Consider the following 14,943-nt stretch of genomic DNA (forward strand, 5'->3'; position numbering starts at 1 on the left):
CAATCACACACCGCACCACGACTACCAAGCCTCCCATAAACGGAGCCACGAAAACGATGGCCGGCAAACTCGAAACCTATCAGCGCATGCGGCGTTTCAACGAGACGCCAGAGCCGTCCGGGACGCAGAAGGCTGCCGCGAAGAAACGCGCAGCCAAAAAAGCCGCCGCGGTCGAGACGCTCTCATTCGTGATCCAGGAACACGATGCGCGCCGCTTGCACTACGACTTTCGCCTGGAGCTCGACGGCACGCTCAAGTCGTGGGCCGTGCCGAAAGGCCCGAGTCTCGATCCAACGGTCAAGCGCCTTGCGGTTCATGTCGAGGATCATCCGATCGATTACGGTTCGTTCGAAGGCGATATCCCCGAAGGAAATTACGGCGCGGGCAGCGTGATCGTCTGGGATCGCGGTCGCTGGGCGCCGCAAGCCGGCAGCTTCGACGAAGCCCTGGCCGAATATGAAAAAGGCAAGCTCAAGTTCGTGCTCGATGGCGAAAAGCTGCAAGGCGGCTTCACGCTCGTGCGCAGCCACATGCGCGGTAGCGGCGACAAGGAACAGTGGCTACTCATCAAGGAACGCGACGACGAAGCGCGTCCCGAAAGCGAATACGACATCCTTCTGAAGCGGCCCGGCAGCGTCTTGTCGGAATCGCTCGGCGCGCGGGGGAAGAATGGCGCGGTCGTCGAGCGCACCGAGCGCAAGACCAAGCCTGCCGCCAAGAAAGCGGCCACCAGAAAAACCGTCAGCAAGACAGCGAATGGGCGCGAGCATCCGGATATCGTCGCGAACCGGAACGCGGAGTCGTTGCGCACGCTCTCGCATGACCCGGCGATAGAAGGCGCGGTCAAGGCCAAGCTGCCCGCGACCTTCAAGCCGCAACTGGCCACGCTCGTCGATACCGCGCCGTCGGGCGAAGACTGGGCCTATGAGATCAAATTCGATGGCTATCGCGTGCTCGTGCGGATCGAGACGATCAAGGGCAAACGCGATATCCGCATTTTCACGCGCAACGGCAACGACTGGACGGCGAAGTTCAGCAAGCAGGTGAAGGCGCTCGAAGCACTCGACATAGAAGACGGCTGGCTCGATGGCGAAGCCGTCGTGCTCGACGATCGCGGCCTGCCGGACTTTCAGGGGCTGCAAAACGCGTTCGATGTCGGACGTCCGCAAGATATCGTCGTGTACTTCTTCGATCTGCCTTATTTGAACGGGTACGACTTGCGCGAGGTGCCGGTCGTGCAGCGCCGCGCAATTCTGAAAGCGATCGTCGAACCGCTCGCCGATCCCGTGCTGCGCTACTCGGAAGACTTCGCTTTTCACGCCGACGATCTCCTCAAAAGCGCCTGCGACATGGCGCTGGAAGGGATCATCGGCAAGCGGATCGACTCGACTTATGTCTCCGGGCGCAGCGCGTCGTGGATCAAGCTCAAGTGCCGGCGCCGGCAGGAGTTCGTGATCGGCGGCTATTCGGAACCGGCGGGCACGCGCGGCGAGTTCGGCGCGTTGCTGCTCGGCGTGTACGACGCCAAGGGCAAGCTGCAATACGCGGGTCGCGTCGGCAGCGGCTTCGATCACGCCACGCTCACCGCCGTGAAGAAGGAACTCGACAAGCGCGAAACCAAAAGCATGCCGTTTGCGAGCGAGCCGCAGGAGCGCAGCCGCACGCCGGTGCATTGGGTCAAGCCCGAACTCGTGGCGGAATGCAATTTCGCGGAATGGACCAAGGAGCGCATCGTGCGACAAGCATCGTTCGTCAGTCTGCGCGACGACAAGCCGGCCAGGCAGATCGTCAAGGAAGAAGCGGTATCGGCGCAAAAGGTGGAAGACGAGGGCGCGCCGAAGAAGACGGCTGCCAGGAAAACCGCCGCGAAGAAAGCGCCCACGAAAACCGCGGCCAAAAGCAAATCGGCCGCCGAGGTCGAAGGCGTCAAGATCAGCCATCCGGATCGCGTCATCGACAAGTCCACGGGGCTTCGGAAAATCGATGTCGTCGAGTATTACGCGTCGGTCGCTCAATGGATGCTGCCGCATCTGCACGACCGGCCCGTGTCCCTCGTGCGCGCCCCGGAAGATATCGGCGGCGAATTGTTCTTTCAGAAGCACAGCGCGAGGCTCGCGATTCCGCACATCACGCAGCATGCGGATATCGATCCGGGACATCCGCCGCTGCTCACCATCGAATCGGCGCAAGCGCTCGTCGGCACGGCGCAGATGGGGACGATCGAACTGCATACGTGGAACGCGCTGGCGTCGAACATAGAGAAACCGGATCGCATGGTGTTCGACCTCGACCCCGGCGAAGGCGTCGACTGGAAGCGCATGGTCGAAGCCGCGAAGCTCACGAAGGAACTGCTGGCCGAACTCGGACTTACTTCGTTTTGCAAGACGAGCGGCGGCAAGGGCTTTCATGTGGTCGTGCCGCTCGCCAAACAGTCGGGCTGGGACGAAATGAAGGGCTTCTCGCAAGCCGTCGCGCAGCATATGGCGAGTACCTTGCCCAAGTTCTTTTCCGCGAAGATGGGCATGCAGAATCGGAAGGACAAGATATTCATCGACTATCTGCGCAACAACCGCGGATCGAGCACGGTGGCGGCGTTCTCGTTGCGCTCGCGGCCGGGACTGGGCGCTTCGATGCCTATTGCCTGGGACGAAATCGACGAGGTCACGAGCGGCGATCAATGGAACATCGGCAACGTGGCCGAGCGCATGAATTCATTGCGCGCCGACCCGTGGGCCGACTACGCGAAGGGCCGCCAGCGTCTTACGGCGGCAATGAAAAAACAGCTTGGCATCGACGCTAAAAGCAAGACCAAGTGAACGCATCAAGGAGAGGGACCATGAAGCCAGTCAAGACAGCACCCGAAAGCGCGCCCGAACGCGGCCGCGAAATGTCGAGCAAGGACGAACAGACGCAAGTGGACGACGATTCATCGAACGCGGCGCTGCCGCACGAGGCGGATCAAAGTGTCGACTCGCAGGATGAGCACGAGCCGCGCGAAGTCGGCAAGCAGGCGCATGACGATGTAAAGCGCGGTCTCGTCGATACCGACCGGCGCGGTGGCGGCGCGTATCAGGAAGCCACGCAGCGCGACGATCACGTGAACGAGAATAGCGGCGGCGGCAGCGGCGGCCCAGGCGCGAATTGAACCAGATGGTGAAACCACGAGTCTTGCACTGACATTGCGTGAGACGGTTGCGTAAAATGATTTTTGTTTCGAAAGCAGAACACGTCGATCATGCGTTTTCTACCGGATCATTCAGTGCCGCGCGCGTTTCATCCGGTAAGCGCTTCCGATGCAAGCCTCGTTTGCTTGCTTGTACATCCATAGCGTCCTCAGCCAACCCGACGGAACATGTCCCAAGATCTATTGTCCCGGCTCAAGAACGAAACCGCCGTATGCCATACGCGGCTCGAGAACGCGCTCGACCTCATGCAGGACAGCCTGCAACGCGCCGAATACATTGCGCTGCTCGAACGCTTTTACGGCTATATCACGCCGTGGGAAGACGTCGCGGGCGCGCAGATGCCCGAGTCGCTGCAAGTATTTTTCGATGAGCGCCGCAAGGCGCCGCTCATCGCCGCCGATCTCGCCGTGCTCACCGGCGAGCGCGTGCCCGTGGGTTCGGTCCCGCGTGCTCACGCGCTTTACGATCTGCCGCAGATCAAGAGCGTCGCGAGCGCGATCGGCTCCATGTACGTGATGGAAGGTTCGACCCTGGGCGGGCGTTTCATCGCGCCGCATGTTGCCAAGCTGCTCGATCTCGAACCCGGTTTCGGCAACGCTTATTTCGAAGGTTACGGTTCGCACACCGGCAGCATGTGGAACGCCTTCCGCACGACCGCCGCGGCGACGGTGCCCGAGGCGCAATACGACGAAGCCGTGCATGCCGCCATCGCGACCTTCGAGAGCATGCAGGCGTGGCTGTGCCCGGAATCCGCGGAGGTCGAAGACCTTCAGGCCGTGAGCGGAGTGGCCACATGAGCGAGGCGGCAAGCGGACCAGCCGGTTCTGCGTCCTTTCACGGCGACTCGCAAGGTCCGCCGGATGCCGTCGCGCGCCGCCTGACGCTCGACTCCGGCGTTGCGAGCAAGGACTGCGACGCCGAGCCCATCCATGCACCCGGTGGCATCCAGCCGCATGGCTATCTGCTCGTGCTGGACGACGCTCTGCGCATTCTGCAGGCAAGCGAGAATCTGGCTGCGCTCACGGGCCGCGACATCGAGACGCTGCCTGGCGAATCGCTCGAAACAGTGCTGGGCGATGTGGGCGCCAAGCGCATCGCGAAAGCCGCCGCGACGGCGGAGATCGACGACGCGCCGCTTTACGTCGGCCCGGTGGATGCCGCCAAAGCGGACCACGCTTCCGTGCGCCTGGATGTCACGGTGCATCGCCATGAAGGCGCGCTCATCGTCGAGATGGAAACGGCCGCAATCGGCGACGCCGCTTTCGCGTCCATGTATCCGCTCGTGCGCACGTTCGCGCGCGGTTTGCAGGATGCCGGCACCGTGCAGGAACTCGCGGAACTCGCCGTGCAAGAAGTCCGCGCGATCACCGGCTTCGGTCGCGTCATGCTTTACAGCTTCGACGAGGAAGGCCGCAGTCATGTTCTCGCGGAAAATCGCGACGAAAGCTACGCGTCCTTTCTGCATCAGTTCTTTCCGGCTTCCGACATTCCGCGTCAGGCGCGCGCCCTGTATATGCGGCACCGGATCCGCCTCGTCGCCGATGTGAACTATCGCCCCGCGCGCCTCGTGCCGGCGCTCAATCCGCTGACCGGCCGCCCGACTGACCTCACTTACGCCACGCTACGCAGCTTCTCGCCCGTGCATCTGGAATACATGCGCAACATGAACACGCATGCGTCGATGTCGGTGTCGATCGTCGTGCGCGGGCGCTTGTGGGGCCTCATTTCCTGTCACGATCACGATCCGCGCATCGTGTCGTTCAATACACGGCTGGCGGTCGAACATCTGGGGCACATGCTGTCGCTGCAGATCGAGGCAAAGGAAGAGCGCGCCGAGGGCGAATATCTCGCCGCGCTGCGTCGCACGATGGGCCGTCTCGTCAGCGCGATGGGCGAGCACACCAATTTCGTGGCCGGCCTGCAGGCGGCGCCGAAGGACGTGCTGGGCTTCGCGCGTTCGGCGGGCGCGGCTATCGTCTTCGATGAAAACGTCACGCTCATGGGCGCGACGCCCGATGAAGACACGGTGCGCGCGCTCACGCACTGGCTCGCGGAAAACACCACGGGCGTGTGGGCAAGCGACTCGCTCGCGCGCGAATGGCCGCCCGCCAAGGCGCACGAGGACAAGGCGTGCGGCGTGCTCGCCGTGCCGGTATCGCAGATTTTTCGCAACTATTTGCTGTGGTTTCGCCCCGAGGTGATGCAGACCATCAAGTGGGCGGGCGAGCCGGTCAAGATTCGCGACGCGGAAGGCGCCAGCGCCCCGCGCACGAGCTTCAGTCCCTGGCTCGAAACGGTGCGCGGGCATTCCGCCATGTGGCGTCAGGGCGAGATCGAAATCGCCAACGAATTGCGCGGCGCGCTTCTGAATATCGTGCTGCGCCGTGCCGAGGAACGCGCGGAACTCGCGACCGAACTCGCACGCGCGAACAAGGAACTCGAAGCGTTTTCGTATTCGGTATCGCACGACTTGCGCGCGCCGCTGCGCCATATCGCGGGTTACGGCGACCTGCTGCGCGAACTGGAAGGCGAGCGCATGTCGGAAAAGAGCCGGCGTTTTTTGAACAACATGCTGGATTCGGCGCGCTTCGCGGGCACGCTCGTCGACGATCTTCTGACCTTCTCGCAGATGGGCCGCGCGGCGCTCAGACCCGCTCCGGTCGACCTGAACCAGCTCGTCGGCGTGATCGTGCGGGAGTTCGAAATGGATGCCTCCGAGCGCCGGATCGAGTGGGTCATCGGCGATCTGCCGCGCATCACGGGCGACGCCGCCTTCCTGCAACTGGCGCTGCGCAACCTCATTTCGAACGCGGTGAAATATACGAGAACGCGAGAATCGGCGAAAATCGAGATATTCGCCCAGAAAAGCGGCGACGAGTACATCGTCGGCGTACGGGACAATGGCGTCGGCTTCGACATGAAATATGGAGCCAAGCTGTTCGGCGTGTTCCAGCGGCTGCACCGCGCGGAGGAGTTCGAGGGCACCGGTATCGGCCTCGCCAACGTGCGGCGGATCATCGAACGGCACGAGGGACGCACATGGGCGGAAGGGCGGCTCGGAGAAGGCGCGGTATTCTATTTCTCCCTGCCGGTCGTGTTTCGACATGTCACGGGCCGCGAAGGCGTCCGCCTGGGTTCCGGCGCGCCGTCGGGAACCTGAATATCAGCGTCAATACCAGACCATGCTTAAACCGATTTTGCTTGTCGAAGACAATCCGAACGACCTCGAACTCACGCTCGTGGCGCTGGACAAAAGCCAGCTTGCGAACGAAGTGATCATCGCGCGCGACGGTCAGGAAGCTATCGACTATCTCACTTGCGAAGGCGACTGGAAGGAGCGCACGCCGGGCAATCCCGCCGTCATTTTGCTCGACTTGAAACTGCCGAAGATCGACGGGCTCGAAGTGCTCGACACGATCCGCTCGACCCCGGTTCTGAAAAGCGTGCCGGTCGTCATGCTCACGTCCTCGCGCGAAGAGCAGGACCTCGTGCGCAGCTATGAACTCGGCGTCAATGCCTATGTAGTCAAGCCCGTGGAGTTCGCGGAATTCGTCGAGGCGATCAGCGATCTCGGCGTGTTCTGGGCCGTGCTCAACGAGCCGCCGCCGGGTTCCACGCGCTTTCGCCGACCGCCGTCCGCGCAATGACCGACGTGAACCTCGTGAACTTCGTGACTGCCAATATCGACCGCATCGTGCGCCGCCGCGCGTTTTCTCGCGAGGCCGCCTAGACCATGCAGCCCCTGCATCTGCTTCTCGTGGAAGACAACGCACTCGATGCGGAGCTGACCATCGCTCAGCTCGAGCGCGCCGATTACGCGGTGGATGCGTCCATCGTCTACGACTCGGCGAACTTCATCGCGGAGCTCGCCGCCAAGCGCTTCGACGTGATCCTCGCGGACTTCGTCATGCCCACGTTCTCCGGCATCGAGGCGCTGAGCATCGCGAGCGAGCGCGCGCCGGATACCCCGTTCATCTTCGTGTCCGGGCTGCTTGGCGAAGAACACGCCGTCGACATGCTCAAACGCGGCGCGACCGACTATGTGCTGAAGCAGCGTCTGCAACGGCTGCCCGCGGTGGTGCGCCGCGCCATGCGCGAGAGCGACGAGCGTGCGCAACGCATTGCGGTGGAGCGCGCGCTGCGCGAGACGGAGACGCACTTTCGCATGCTGATCGACGCGCTGAAGGACTACGCCGTCATCACGCTCGACCCGGAAGGGCGCATTCGCACGTGGAACGCGGCGTCGGAGCGCATTCTCGGCTTTCCGGCGCAAGACGTGCTCGGCCAGAGCGCGAGTATCTTCTATAACCAGGAAGACCGCGAAACCGGCGTATTCGAGGACGAACTCGACATCGCGCGGCGCGAGGGCAGCGCCAGCGACGACCGCTGGCTGTGGCGCAAGGACGGCCACTCGTTCTTCGCCTCGGGCGTGACCACGGCCATCCGCACGGAAAACGACGAACTGATCGGCTTCTCGAAGATCGTGCGCGACGCCACCGACGCTCACATGGCCGCCGATGCCTTGCGGCTCGCCAAGGATCAGGCGGAATCCGCGAATCGCGCGAAGGACCATTTCCTGGCGGTGCTGTCGCATGAATTGCGCACGCCGCTCACGCCGATTCTCGCCGCCGTGCGTCTGCTCGAAATGAAGCATTCGCTGTCGCACGAGGCGCATCCCACGCTTGAACTGATTCGCCGCAATGTGGAACTGGAGGCGCGTCTGATCGACGATCTGCTCGATCTGACGAGCATCGCGCGCGGCAAGCTGAGTCTGAATTTCGCGAGCGTCGCGCTCGATACCTTGCTCACGAGCGCACTCGACATGTCGGAAGCCGACATGCGCGCGAAGAATCTCACGCTCGACACGCGCTTCGACGCGCACCAGTTCGTCGTTTTCGGCGATGCCGCGCGCCTTCAGCAGATCGTCTGGAACCTGATGAAGAACGCGGTGAAGTTCACCCCGGCGGGCGGGCGGCTCGAAGTACGGACGTGGAATCCGGATCGCGCGACCATCGCGGTATCGGTGACGGATAGCGGCATCGGCATCAGCGCCGAAGCATTGCCGCGCATTTTTTCCGCATTCGAACAGGCCGATGATTCCATCACGCGTTCCTTCGGCGGGCTGGGCTTGGGCCTGGCTATCGCCAGCACGCTCGCGCAGAAGCATGGCGGCACGCTCTCGGCCTACAGCGAAGGCCGCGATGCGGGCGCGCGTTTCACGCTCACGTTGCCGCTCGCGAAAACGGAGCCGCAGCACGAGGCCGAGCCGCTCGTCGAGGCAAAGCGGCACGAACACGGCCGTTCGCTGCGCGTATTGCTCGTGGAGGACAACGAGCAGACTTCATCGGCGATGGCGGAAGTGCTGGAGATGCTCGGTCACGTCGTTACTGTCGCCAGCACGGTGGCAGTTGCGCTCGAACGCGCGAAGGAGGCGTCGTTCGATCTTCTCGTGAGCGACATCGGCTTGCCGGATGGCACCGGTCTCGACATCGCGCGCGCGTGGCGCGAGCTGCAGCCCGACAAGCCCGCCGTGGCCATTACGGGCTACGGCATGGACGAAGACATTCGACGTTGCCGGGAAGCAGGTTTTCGGGATCATCTGACGAAGCCCGTCAACTTTTCGCGGCTCGAAGGGCTCATTCAGACGCTGGCCGAAACGCCGGACGCCTGAGCTGCAAAAAAATCCGGCCGAAGTCCGGATCGATGTCGATTGACGCCTGGCTTGCACGTTGTAGGGTAGGAGAGCGGCGCCGATTCCCGGCGCGTCTCGTCACTTCTACGGAGCCAGCCATGTCCACACCTGCCGTCAACCCCATTCCGCCTGGCATGCGTTCGCTGACCCCGCACCTCACGTGCGCGGGCGCGGCGGAGGCGATCGACTTCTATGTGCGCGCCTTCAACGCCGTCGAACTGGGCCGTCTGCCCGGACCGGACGGCAAGCTCATGCATGCCATGGTCAAGATCGGCGATTCGGTGCTGATGCTCGTCGACGAGAACCCGACCTTCGGCATGCTCGGCCCGAAGGCGATCAAAGGGTCGCCGGTGACCATCCACCTTTATGTCGACGATGTCGATGCCACGTTCACGCAGGCCATCGATGCCGGCGCCGAAGTCACCATGCCGGTTGCCGAGATGTTCTGGGGCGACCGTTACGGCCGGCTCGTCGACCCGTTCGGGCATCAGTGGTCGTTGGCATCGCACGTACGCGACGTGAGCCCCGAGGACATGCAAAAGGCGATGACCGCGCCGCGCGAATAACGCGCCTTTCAAGGAGAGACTCATGAACAAGATATCGCCATGCCTATGGTTCGACGGCAACGCGCAGGAGGCCGTCGATTTCTATCTGAGCGTGTTCAAGGACGCGCGCATCGTTGAAACCATGCTGCATAACGAGGCCAGTCCGGGCACGCCGGGCAGCGTGCTCGCCATTCTGTTCCAGTTGGAAGGCGAAGACATCATGGCGCTCAACGGCGGCCCAGAATTCAAGTTCACGCCCGCCCTGTCGTTGTTCGTCAAATGCGACAGTCAGGCCGAGATCGACCGCTACTGGGACAAGCTTCTCGAAGGCGGCCAGGCGATGGCCTGCGGCTGGCTCACGGACCGTTTCGGCGTGACGTGGCAGATCGCGCCGAGAAAGCTGCTTAAGATGCTGCAGGACCCCGACCCGGACAAGGCCAATCGCACGATGACCTCGATGAGAACGATGGTGAAGCTCGACCTCGACGAACTGGAGCGGGCATACCGCGGAGCGTGACGCGAAAAGGAAGCGCTTCAGGCAGAGCGCTTCTTCGCCTTCCTCTCCATGAGTTTCGCGGCCATGAAGCGGTGATCCGGCGAGAACAGCCGCCGATACGTCAGCACGACTGCGCCGACCACGCCGAGCGCCGAAGCCGCCGCGATCAGAAACATGATGACGATCTGATAGCGCACCGCCTGCAATGGAGATTGTCCCGCCAGCACCTGACCGGTCATCATCCCCGGCAGACTGACGAGGCCCACGACGGTCATCTGGTTGAGCGTCGGAATCATGCCCGCGCGCACGGCCTGCCGCGCGGGCCCTTGCGCGGCTTCCCAGCGCGTCGCGCCTAATGCGAGCGACATCTCCACGGCCGCGCGTCCGGCGGTCAGTTCCTCCGTCATGCGTTCGATGCCGAGCGACACGCCCGTGAGCGTATTGCCGAGAATCATGCCGAGAATGGGTATGGCGTATTGCGGCTCGTACCACGGATGAATGCGGATCACGACGAACAGCCCGAATGCGCCGATCAGCCACGAACTCGCCCAGATCGACACGATGCTGTCGGCGCGTTGTCCGGTGTAGGTGCGCCGTCCGCGATTCGAAGCGGACAATCCCGCGATGATGGTCATCAACGCCATGAGCGGTAGCACGACATACCACCGGCTGAAGGCAAACACCCAGCCGAGCACATAGCCTATCAGCAGCAATTGAACGACGGTGCGTATGGCCGCGATCGCGAGCTTGCGTTCGAGCCCGAGATTGAGCGCGACCGACAACACGCCGTTCACCACGATCAGCGCCGCCGCAAGCGCGATATCGAGGAGACTGAGGTTTTGATAACCGTTCATGGCGCGCTCGCTTCGGTGAGGACGCCCGCGTTCATCGACAAATGACGCGTGGCCACGCGCGCGGCTTGTTCGGGGTCGTGCGATACCCAGATGCTCCCGCGCTTGTTGCCCGGTTTGCCGTCCGCTTTGTCCGCCGATTCGAACCACGCGCTGACCAGCGCTTCGATCGAACGCGCCGAAGCCGGATCGAGCGATGCCGTGGGCTCGTCGAGCAGCAGCACGTCGGGCGCGAGTTGCAGTACACGCACGAGCGCGGCGATCTGCGCCTCACCGCCGGACAACTCGCTCGCGACCTTGTCGAGAAAGTCCGCGCCGCGTCCCGCCGCTTCCGCAAGTTGCGTGGCCATCGCGCGATCGAAGCGGGCATCGCGATAAGCCTTGAGTGTGTACGGATAACGCAGGTTGTCCTCGACACTTCCGTCCAGCATCGCGGGCCGTTGAGCGATATAGGCCACGCGTCGTCGATAAGCCGGAATGCCCGCGCGCGCGATACGCTCGCCGCGCCAAGTCACGTAACCCTCGTCGCAGGCATCGAGCAGCGCGAGGGTACGCAAAAAGACGCTCTTGCCCGATCCCGACGGTCCTGTGATCGCGGCGCGCTCGCCTTCGCTCAGCACGAAATCCGTGGGATGCAAAAGGACGGTGCCGCGCGCGGTATCGCGCCGTGCGACGCCAACGGTTGCGACGAGTGAAGAAGGCATCGGGCCTCGTGGGGCACTTATCGAGCCGTCATCTTACGGAAAAGGCCGGGCGTTGCCCATGACATGCGGCGCTCATGACACACGTCGACCGTCACGCGGGCACACTCTGTGCTGCGCCACACACAATCAGAAAAAATGGATGGAGAGGTCATGGCGCAGGCCCGCACGAGCAGAAAAATCGGAAAGATCGTCGCATGGTTTTTTGCCGTTCTGGCGGTACTGATAGCGGTGGTCGTGGTTATTTTCCTGACGTTCGACTGGAATCGCCTGAGGCCGTGGGTCGATGACAAAGTCTCGCAAGCTATTGGGCGGCAGTTTCATATTACCGGCGACCTGAAGGTGGGCTGGCGCCGTCCGCCTAACGAAACGGGCTGGAAACGCTGGGTGCCGTGGCCGCGCTTCTCGGCTGAAAAGATCACCGTCGCGAACCCGGACTGGGCGCGCAACCAGTATTTCGCCACGCTCGACGAAATCGACTTTCAGGTGGCCGTGCTGCCGCTGCTCGCGCACGACATCGTCATTCCCGCGATCAATCTGGTGAATCCTTCCATCGATGTCGAGCGGCTCAAGGACAACCGCAACAACTGGACGTTCAAGTTCAAGCAGTCCACCGAACCTTCGACGTGGAATCTCAAGCTCGGCGATATCTCGCTTGCAAAAGGCACGGTCGGCGTGCACGACGAAGTGACCAAGGCCGAGATGCAGGTCGATATCGATACGCTCGGCCAGGCCGTGCCGATCGGCGAAGTGATGAAGCAGCAACAAGAGGCGTCGAGCAAATCGTCGGCGGAGATGGTCGGCAAGAGCGGCGCGGCCAAGCTGGAAAAGCAGACGGATGCAGCGGCGGCCTCGGAGGCGTCCGCCGCTTCGGCTGCATCCGCGGCTGCGGCGGCGAATGCGTCGGCGCCGAATCCGGCGAGTACGTCGGCCAATCAGAGCATCACGACGAAAGAAGGCGTGAAGCCGCCGATTCCGCCGTATGCCTTCGGCTGGACGGTCAAGGGCACCTACAACGGCGGCAAGGTTTCCGGCGACGGCAAACTCGGCGGCGTGCTCGCGGTGCAGGACGCGGCGCGCCCGTTCCCCGTTCAGGCCGATGTGCGCCTGGGGGACACGCATATCGCGTTCGTCGGCACCGTGACCGATCCCGCGCATCTCGCGGCGCTCGATCTGCGGCTGTGGATTCAGGCGGTCAGCATGGCGCATCTGTATCCGTTCACGGGCGTGACGCTGCCGGAAACGCCTCCTTTTGCCACGGAAGGGCGTCTCACCGGTCAGTTCAAGGAAGACGGCAACGTGTTCCACTACGAGAACTTCACGGGCCGCGTGGGTGGCAGCGACATCAACGGCTCGCTCGTCTATGCGGGCAGGAAGCCGCGACCGCTGCTTCAGGGCGAACTCGTGTCGCATCTGCTGCGTTTCGCGGACCTCGCGCCGATCATCGGTGCGGATTCGAACGCGAGCAAAGCCAAGCGCGGCGAGACGGAAAAGCAGCCGTCGGCGAAGGCGTTGCCGACCGAGGAGTTCAAAACCGATCGCTGGAAGGCCATCGATGCCGACGTGAAGTTCACCGGTCAGCGCATCATCAAGGACCCCGACCTGCCGATCACGGATCTCTATACGCACGTCGTGATGAAGGATGGCGTGCTGTCATTCGAACCGCTCAAGTTCGGCGTGGCGGGCGGCGCGTTCTCGTCGAACATTCATCTGGATGGCAGTGCGGCGCCTCTTAAGGGACGCGTGTCGGCGGAGGCGCGGCATCTAAAGCTCAAGCAGTTGTTCCCGACCGTGAAGACCATGCAATCCGCGCTCGGTGAAGTGAACGGCGACGCGGCTTTGTCCGCCACCGGCAATTCGCCCGCCGCGCTTGCTGCAACGTCTAACGGCGAGATAAAGGCGCTCGTGACGCAGGGCACCGTGAGCCGGCTGTACATGGAAGCGGCGGGCCTGAACGTGGCGAACGTCGTCTACGAGAAGCTCTTCGGCAAGCGCGATGTGAACATCAACTGCGCCGCGACCGATTTCGTCGTCACGGATGGCGTGCTCGACTCGCGCGTCTTCGCACTCGATACCGACGACGCGGTCATCAACGTCGACGGCAACATCAATCTGAGGAGCGAACAGATGGATCTGGGGATTCATCCGCATACGAAGGGCTTCCGCATCTTTTCGTTGCGTTCGCCGCTGTATGTGAAGGGCACGTTCAAGGACCCGAAGGTTGGCGTGAATGTCGGCGCGTTGGCGGTGCGCGGCGGTGCGATGGTCGGTCTTGGACTCATCAACCCGTTTGCCGCGTTGATCCCGCTGATCCAGCCGAGCAACAACAAGCCGTTGCCGTGCGCGCAGATGCTGGCCGACATGCGCAATGCGCCAACAGCGCCGCCTGCCGGACAGAAGCAGACGACCAAGGCGGCGCCGGCTTATATGTCGTCGGGTGCGGCCGCGGGCTCGGCTTCCAAGCCGCCGGCGAAGAAGGCCGTGCCGGCCGCGCCGGCCAGTGCGGCGCAGTATCGCGGAAGCTAAGAGCAACGTACTGCACAGGCTTGTCCACAGATTCTGTGGACAAGTCGGGCAAGGATCGAGCTATTCGTTTGCCACGTAGAGCATGACCTGATCCGCGCCGCACGGCGTTTTGCGAACAGAATCAAGAAATTAGCTGAGTCGCCAAGCGCTTTTCCACAGGCATTTCCCCGTTTGCGGGGGATAAGTTATGCAGAGGGCGCGGGCAGGTTGGCGCGACTTGAAGCGCAGGATGTTTTTCGTTGCGCGTCAAATGCTTAGACGAGTTCACAGCGGGTTTTCAACAGGGTGGTCCCCAATTGCTGGGGACAACTTCGGCTCTTTGAGACGCCCTTCCTAGACCGAGATTCCCGGACCGCCATTGCTTCCGAGCAACTGCTCGACGGAATTCGCATCCTTATAGTCTTGCTCGGGCAGACCATCGAAGACAGCAATCACATCGTTGCTGACACCGGCTTCGCGCGCGGCATTCACTAGTGCGTCCTTGTTGGCTGGGAACGTGGCATAACGCAGGACTTCGGCGATTTCATCGTCGATGGGTTCGTCGTTCAGGCTCTGAGTTCCGGGTGTATCCGACATGGAATTCCTGTAGATGAAGAAGTGAGCGCTTCAGGTCTGTACCTGAATGGTCTGGCTTGCCATGCCGTGACTCGGCGTACGCGATTTCGGCAGCGGCACATGACGCCAGTGCGCGTGGTCGAGACTATCTGCCGCGATTTCGGGCGCGGGCGGCGCGACCGGCCCGGCGTTCACACGCAAGGCAGCGCGCGTTGCGGCCACTACGGCCGAATCGTCAGTCGAACTCGTGTGCAGAGGCGCGGCGTAACACGACGCCGAAACCAATGCCATCGTCAACAACGTTGAGGTCTTCATCGGGCAACCCCTCCTCACGTAGGCAGCGAGAAGCATCAAGCAAAGCCTATGCCGATACGTCCCTCGCGCACCGTTCA

General features: G+C 62.7%; 13 protein-coding genes. 9 read left to right on the plus strand and 4 right to left on the minus strand.

Annotation, left to right across the window (positions count from 1 at the left end; translation table 11 throughout):
• Positions 1-56 precede the first annotated feature (56 nt).
• From ligD to P9250_RS24735, 8 genes are all read left to right on the plus strand, one after another.
• Positions 57-2,816 (plus strand): DNA ligase D, encoded by a 2,760-nt coding sequence (gene ligD, locus P9250_RS24700; RefSeq protein WP_310395683.1) that lies wholly within the window; start codon positions 57-59, stop codon positions 2,814-2,816.
• Positions 2,817-2,836: 20 nt separating this feature from the next.
• On the plus strand, positions 2,837-3,145 hold the full coding sequence (locus tag P9250_RS24705; RefSeq protein ID WP_409014935.1) for a hypothetical protein: 309 nt from the start codon (positions 2,837-2,839) through the stop codon (positions 3,143-3,145).
• A gap of 207 nt (positions 3,146-3,352) precedes the next feature.
• Positions 3,353-3,982 (plus strand): biliverdin-producing heme oxygenase, encoded by a 630-nt coding sequence (locus tag P9250_RS24710; protein WP_310395685.1) that lies wholly within the window; start codon positions 3,353-3,355, stop codon positions 3,980-3,982.
• A complete protein-coding gene (locus P9250_RS24715) occupies positions 3,979-6,345 on the plus strand; it encodes an ATP-binding protein (RefSeq protein WP_310395686.1) in 2,367 nt (788 codons plus the stop codon). The genes P9250_RS24710 and P9250_RS24715 overlap by 4 nt, the downstream gene beginning before the upstream one ends.
• A 22-nt stretch (positions 6,346-6,367) precedes the next feature.
• Positions 6,368-6,832 (plus strand): response regulator, encoded by a 465-nt coding sequence (locus P9250_RS24720; protein ID WP_244827795.1) that lies wholly within the window; start codon positions 6,368-6,370, stop codon positions 6,830-6,832.
• An 86-nt stretch (positions 6,833-6,918) separates the two neighbouring features.
• Complete coding sequence (locus tag P9250_RS24725; RefSeq protein WP_250492456.1) at positions 6,919-8,856, plus strand: response regulator; 1,938 nt, start codon at positions 6,919-6,921, stop codon at positions 8,854-8,856.
• A 119-nt stretch (positions 8,857-8,975) separates the two neighbouring features.
• Complete coding sequence (locus tag P9250_RS24730) at positions 8,976-9,443, plus strand: VOC family protein (RefSeq protein WP_310395690.1); 468 nt, start codon at positions 8,976-8,978, stop codon at positions 9,441-9,443.
• A gap of 22 nt (positions 9,444-9,465) precedes the next feature.
• Positions 9,466-9,939 carry a VOC family protein gene (locus P9250_RS24735; RefSeq protein ID WP_250492455.1) on the plus strand — a complete coding sequence of 158 codons (474 nt, stop codon included), beginning with the start codon at positions 9,466-9,468 and terminating at the stop codon, positions 9,937-9,939.
• A gap of 17 nt (positions 9,940-9,956) precedes the next feature.
• Here P9250_RS24735 and P9250_RS24740 read toward each other — a convergent pair whose 3' ends face one another.
• On the minus strand, positions 9,957-10,772 hold the full coding sequence (locus tag P9250_RS24740; protein ID WP_310395692.1) for an ABC transporter permease: 816 nt from the start codon (positions 10,770-10,772) through the stop codon (positions 9,957-9,959).
• Positions 10,769-11,473 (minus strand): ATP-binding cassette domain-containing protein, encoded by a 705-nt coding sequence (locus P9250_RS24745; RefSeq protein WP_310395694.1) that lies wholly within the window; start codon positions 11,471-11,473, stop codon positions 10,769-10,771. The genes P9250_RS24740 and P9250_RS24745 overlap by 4 nt, the downstream gene beginning before the upstream one ends.
• Before the next feature lie 150 nt (positions 11,474-11,623).
• On the opposite strand from P9250_RS24745, the gene P9250_RS24750 reads away from it, so the two are divergent.
• On the plus strand, positions 11,624-13,996 hold the full coding sequence (locus P9250_RS24750; RefSeq protein ID WP_310395696.1) for an AsmA family protein: 2,373 nt from the start codon (positions 11,624-11,626) through the stop codon (positions 13,994-13,996).
• Between the two features lie 333 nt (positions 13,997-14,329).
• Here P9250_RS24750 and P9250_RS24755 read toward each other — a convergent pair whose 3' ends face one another.
• Positions 14,330-14,572 carry a DUF2795 domain-containing protein gene (locus P9250_RS24755; RefSeq protein ID WP_250464545.1) on the minus strand — a complete coding sequence of 81 codons (243 nt, stop codon included), beginning with the start codon at positions 14,570-14,572 and terminating at the stop codon, positions 14,330-14,332.
• A 30-nt stretch (positions 14,573-14,602) separates the two neighbouring features.
• The gene (locus P9250_RS24760) at positions 14,603-14,866 is read right to left on the minus strand and encodes a hypothetical protein (RefSeq protein ID WP_244827803.1); all 264 of its coding nucleotides are present in this window, start codon (positions 14,864-14,866) and stop codon (positions 14,603-14,605) included.
• Positions 14,867-14,943: the final 77 nt, after the last annotated feature.

Origin of the sequence: Caballeronia sp. LP006 (assembly GCF_031450995.1) — a bacterium.
In the GTDB taxonomy this organism is placed as follows: domain Bacteria; phylum Pseudomonadota; class Gammaproteobacteria; order Burkholderiales; family Burkholderiaceae; genus Caballeronia.

What these genes read in the sequence shown, in the direction of transcription:
- ligD (WP_310395683.1), top strand. Translation starts at nt 57, where the DNA reads ATGGCCGGCAAACTCGAAACCTATCAGCGCATGCGGCGTTTCAACGAG.
- P9250_RS24705 (WP_409014935.1), top strand. Translation starts at nt 2,837, where the DNA reads ATGAAGCCAGTCAAGACAGCACCCGAAAGCGCGCCCGAACGCGGCCGC.
- P9250_RS24710 (WP_310395685.1), top strand. Translation starts at nt 3,353, where the DNA reads ATGTCCCAAGATCTATTGTCCCGGCTCAAGAACGAAACCGCCGTATGC.
- P9250_RS24715 (WP_310395686.1), top strand. Translation starts at nt 3,979, where the DNA reads ATGAGCGAGGCGGCAAGCGGACCAGCCGGTTCTGCGTCCTTTCACGGC.
- P9250_RS24720 (WP_244827795.1), top strand. Translation starts at nt 6,368, where the DNA reads ATGCTTAAACCGATTTTGCTTGTCGAAGACAATCCGAACGACCTCGAA.
- P9250_RS24725 (WP_250492456.1), top strand. Translation starts at nt 6,919, where the DNA reads ATGCAGCCCCTGCATCTGCTTCTCGTGGAAGACAACGCACTCGATGCG.
- P9250_RS24730 (WP_310395690.1), top strand. Translation starts at nt 8,976, where the DNA reads ATGTCCACACCTGCCGTCAACCCCATTCCGCCTGGCATGCGTTCGCTG.
- P9250_RS24735 (WP_250492455.1), top strand. Translation starts at nt 9,466, where the DNA reads ATGAACAAGATATCGCCATGCCTATGGTTCGACGGCAACGCGCAGGAG.
- P9250_RS24740 (WP_310395692.1), bottom strand. Translation starts at nt 10,772, where the DNA reads ATGAACGGTTATCAAAACCTCAGTCTCCTCGATATCGCGCTTGCGGCG.
- P9250_RS24745 (WP_310395694.1), bottom strand. Translation starts at nt 11,473, where the DNA reads ATGCCTTCTTCACTCGTCGCAACCGTTGGCGTCGCACGGCGCGATACC.
- P9250_RS24750 (WP_310395696.1), top strand. Translation starts at nt 11,624, where the DNA reads ATGGCGCAGGCCCGCACGAGCAGAAAAATCGGAAAGATCGTCGCATGG.
- P9250_RS24755 (WP_250464545.1), bottom strand. Translation starts at nt 14,572, where the DNA reads ATGTCGGATACACCCGGAACTCAGAGCCTGAACGACGAACCCATCGAC.
- P9250_RS24760 (WP_244827803.1), bottom strand. Translation starts at nt 14,866, where the DNA reads ATGAAGACCTCAACGTTGTTGACGATGGCATTGGTTTCGGCGTCGTGT.